This window comes from Staphylococcus pettenkoferi (assembly GCF_002902685.1).
GTDB classification, from domain to species: Bacteria; Bacillota; Bacilli; order Staphylococcales; family Staphylococcaceae; genus Staphylococcus; species Staphylococcus pettenkoferi.
On the sequence record NZ_PPRN01000096.1, the window covers coordinates 1 to 3,971 of the forward strand.

The following is a 3,971-nucleotide window of genomic DNA, read 5'->3' on the forward strand; positions in this document are numbered from 1 at the left end:
ACTTCCTATAATATATATTATGTAAACTAAAACGTAAACTTAAATGATGTAGGCTTATTCATGTATATATTATATCTAAACCTATTATTAGCATTTAACTTGTGATGATCCATAACTTGATTCATTAATCAATTACTAAACACAATCATACTAAACACATTAACAACTTAGGTTCACATCTTGTAGCTAATAATTCATAAGCCACTTATAGCATTGTTATTGTAGACATCGTTTAGCTAGTATTAAACATAACCAAGATTACGATTATACACATCAATTTTAATCATCACTATAGTTCCTTAATGGCTTGAATAGCTTTAACTATTAGGTTTGCTAAAAATTATCGCAATGTATAATGCTACATTTAATAGAGCGATTGTACAAAATCACTCCTACATCGAATTTTGCACTCACGTAGATAATTGGTCGTGAATATAAGTTTCGATGCAAATAAAAGCGTCTCTCAGCGTACCAAATAATGACAATTATTGCTATTATAGTAAAGCTAAGTTTTAAATCGTAATTCTTCCTATCAATTACCTTGAATATCATATCCTTGTATTAAATAACTCTATAAGTTTACATAACATAAATATGGTTCTGTTTTCTCACGCTGAAATTTCCTACAAAATGACAATAATAACAATCCATAGATATAAAGTCATCACATCTAGAGCGAATTTAATTGTCGATAAAGCTATTAACACATGCTTGTCGCAGTAGCTGTCTGTATATGAGAAAGCTTGCGCTTTCTCATATACAGACAGCCTTGCGGGATCAAGACTACGAAATCAAATAGATTACTGTCTTGACTCCGATTAAATGATTCAAGTTTGTCATTGATTTCGCGCTTTTTTATTCATGAATGATTAACGATACTTAGTTCATGATTTGTGTGAGTGCATTGGTATTTCAACTTAAATCGACCAATTCTGAGCATATTATTATCATCCAATACTTAATCTTCACTTATACGCTCTAAGATCGAATCCTTTTAACTACTATCATCTAAAAAGATCCATAGCAATTTATATCAATTAAATTGAGTTTATACAGTAAATTAATAAAGTTCATATTAAGATAAGCTCTTACTTTAACAAATATAGAACACGATAACCAAATATATTTTATATCAATATTATTTATATAATAATTTAAAGCGAGATTGAATAATTGCGTATACATGCTATAATTTAATTGAGGGATGTTTAGTACATAAACGCTACTACATTTACCCTCAGTGCTTACTGAAAGGTCTCACAAACTTTTGGTACACAATACCCACCCTAGATTTATAAAAAGCCGATGAGCATTAACGCTCACCGGCTTACTATTTGTCTTATTTACCTATCTTTTGTCGTATATTATTTAAAGTATTAAATAAGCGATATTTCATCTTCTTAATAGGCTTGTAGAAATCTCCAATTAACTCTTCAATTTGCACGTTAAATCCACGTTTAAAGCGATAAACACCGTAGTCTTCACTATCTTCTGTAAAGTCGCCAGATAGACCATAGAAATTATAGCGCGTATAACCATGTTCTAAGCAATAGTTAATCATGTACCAATGCATCATGTATGGACCCATGTATTGGTTATATTTCTCAGAAGAACCTCCAGAGAAATAGTTCACTTCATAGCTATTTGCAAAGAAGACGCCTGATGCAAGATTCAAGATAGAACCATCAGTTTGTCTTAATTCGCTTGCATTTAATAACTCTTTCTTGTCATGCGCGATTTGTTTATCAAACTCAGCAATCTTCTTCAGTTGCTTATCTGACTTATTATCTTTTTGCATAATTTGATCGCGACGGTTCTCTTTATCATTAATCTCGCCTTGAATATGCTCAATATATTCATCTAAATCGATATAAGCTAGAGGAACGAGCACCTTATCCCCATATGTATCGATAAAGTTATAGAAATACTCATCCGTTTTAGACGCAAAGCCTGCTCGCGCCTCTGTTTCGCGATATAAATCCAAGAATATAGGGAACTCATCGCGTGATAAGAAACGTACTTTGATACCATATTTAATCGCTTTATTGATATTTCGTTTGCGTTGGCTATCAAATTTTTTCTTTAAAGAAGATGGTGTTTGATCTTCTAAATCTAACACACCCATCCATCTAACCTGACTCAAACTATCATATTGTGTCGTAAAGCCATGATGCGTGTAACCATGCGATTTAAAGAGCGTTACAAGCGCATCATTCGGTGTACGATCTGGGAAAGGTTTAATATCTTTATCGTAAATTTGATAAATCCAGTACGGATCTAGTTTCACATAGAGGCAGTTATGCTTTTGCAAATATTGATCTAAGCCTTTTAAGTAAAAATCCACTAAACCTAAATCATCATAATCCATCACAGGACCACGGTTAGAATAATAGACATAGCTACCCATCGTTGGAATCTTTGAGAAAAGGCTCGCTGCAATCACTTGTTGATTGTCATCTTTCACACCAAGCAACACCACGTCAAAGCCGTCGGACTCACGTGTATCGATGTTCTCTTTCACTTGGAAACAATGACTTTCTAAAGCTGGATTTTGAACGAAACTTTCATATTCTTGAACCGTTAACTCTGTAAAATTCATATTACTTTGTCCTTTCTTAATGAAATTAGGATTTAGTTACTTTATCTTTTAACCTTTTCAATGTTGTATAAACTTTATACATCGGTTTATTGACAGGTTTAATGAAATCTCCGACATATTCGACGACGTCAGCATTAAATCCTTTTTTAAAACGCACAACGCCAGCATCTTCAGCATCTTCAGAGAAATCACCACTAATACCGTAGAAGTTGTAACGATTAATACCGTGGTCTAAAGCATAGTTAATCATGTGCCACTGAATCGCATAGCTGCCTGCAAAGTGTCTAAACTCGTTAGCGGTACCGCCTGCGTAATACACTACTTCAAATGGATTAACGATGAAGAAGCCGGCTGAAATTGGTAATTCAACACCATGCTGTTCTCGTAACTGACGTGCTTCGTCAATCTTCTGTTGGTTCGCATCTAACTGTTGTTCTAAATTCGCTTTTTTGTTATGAGATTTCTTGTTATCTGGACGTTTTTCAAGATCTTTCAACGCTTTGTTAAGATCTTTCTGCAATTTCTGACGTTCTGACTCAAGCTCTTCGATGTATTCGTCAAAGTTGATATAAGCAAGAGGCACAAGGGCGCGATCTTGATAATATTTCAAACGATTATAGTAAAAGCTGTCATCACGATCATCAAAGTCTTTCTTTTCAGATGTGTCCTCCATAAATGAACGGAAGATTGGAAGTTCATCAGAATCAAGCATGCGCACTTTTACGCCGTTTTTCTGTACCTTTTTAGTATTACGTTTACGTAAACTATCCATATCTTTTAAGACATCTTTCGCCGTTTTACCAGTCAAATCAAGTACTGAGTGATGACGAATTTGAATCACTGGGTCAAAGCCAGTTAAGAAACCTTGATGTCGATAACCTAAGTAGTTCATCGTGTCAAAGATCCAATTATGACCCGCGTTATCCAGAACGTTGCCATCGTGGTCTAGATATTGATAGGCCATGTATGGATCCACTCTGAGATAGAGACAACGATGTTTCTTCACATATTTACTTAACTCATTAAAGAAATAATAGACGAGCTCTTTATTATCATAATCTATGACAGGTCCACGGTTAGAGTAGAAATACTTGAAGAATTTCATCACGGGCACTGCAGTTAATAAGCAAGCAGCAATCACATTATTGTCATTGTCTTTAACACCAACTAAGTGTGTTTCTGTGCCTTCCGCAATCTTCAAATTATAGTTACCCACCATCTGAGTAAAATGACTGTCGGGCATGTGATCAACAAAGGAACCAAACTCTGTTGCTGTTAAATTTGTAAATTTCATTTATCTAACCTCTTCTTACTTCAATATTATTCTACATCTTACTTCAATATAAGTTATGTATACAATTTCAATCTTGCT

General features: G+C 34.1%; 2 protein-coding genes. Both read right to left on the reverse strand.

Annotated features, from left to right (window positions below; genetic code table 11):
• Positions 1-1,339 precede the first annotated feature (1,339 nt).
• Complete coding sequence (locus CD126_RS11775; RefSeq protein WP_103370524.1) at positions 1,340-2,599, reverse strand: aminoacyltransferase; 1,260 nt, start codon at positions 2,597-2,599, stop codon at positions 1,340-1,342.
• Between the two features lie 25 nt (positions 2,600-2,624).
• Positions 2,625-3,893 carry an aminoacyltransferase gene (locus tag CD126_RS11780; protein WP_049405072.1) on the reverse strand — a complete coding sequence of 423 codons (1,269 nt, stop codon included), beginning with the start codon at positions 3,891-3,893 and terminating at the stop codon, positions 2,625-2,627.
• Between the last annotated feature and the right edge of the window lie 78 nt (positions 3,894-3,971).